General features: G+C 38.7%; 1 protein-coding gene. It reads right to left on the reverse strand.

The genetic code is table 11. From position 1 onward, the window contains the following. Window positions 1-122: 122 nt before the first annotated feature. Window positions 123-613 (reverse strand): DUF4369 domain-containing protein (locus ADIWIN_RS02055; protein ID WP_152487196.1); only part of this gene is annotated, 491 nt, incomplete at its 5' end.

Consider the following 613-nt stretch of genomic DNA (forward strand, 5'->3'; position numbering starts at 1 on the left):
AAGGGCTCTCATTCATTCAACTCCTGCTTCCATGTACTAATTAATTTCATGTCAGGGTATTTATCTCCAAGAGCAACTACCACACTGTCCATAAATTAAATCTGCTCCAGGGTCCAACATTCCTAATCCTGCCAATGCAGCAAAACTTCCTTCCGTTTTGAAATTATATCTTTTACGTTCTCCGCATGGTTCATTCCCATAACCATCGCCTGCTCACGGATTTCCTGAACTTTGTCTTGGTCTTTCGCTGTCATTGCTTCGTAAAAAGCGGAATTCAACTCATTGGTCTCTTCCTGATATTTTACAGTCAGCTCATCTATATTAAATAATAACTCACTGTCTTTAGAACCAGTAACATCAAGCTTCTCAGATTCAAAATCATACTTTATTTCAACATCCTCCTCAAATAAAGCCAATCGAATAGTCTTTTCGCCAAACAAATCAAGGTCATAAAAATTAGGATTGTCTACAGTAAGCTCATGGCTAAATGTACCACCTTTACCAATCTCTAAGGTATCAAGGACTGAGATTTTGTCTACATCATATTGGGATAGGATTACATCTCCCTCTGGGATATTCTTCAATTTTCCCCGGAGATGGTTACTTTGCCGTC

Origin of the sequence: Winogradskyella psychrotolerans RS-3, assembly GCF_000427335.1 — a bacterium.
GTDB classification, from domain to species: Bacteria; Bacteroidota; Bacteroidia; order Flavobacteriales; family Flavobacteriaceae; genus Winogradskyella; species Winogradskyella psychrotolerans.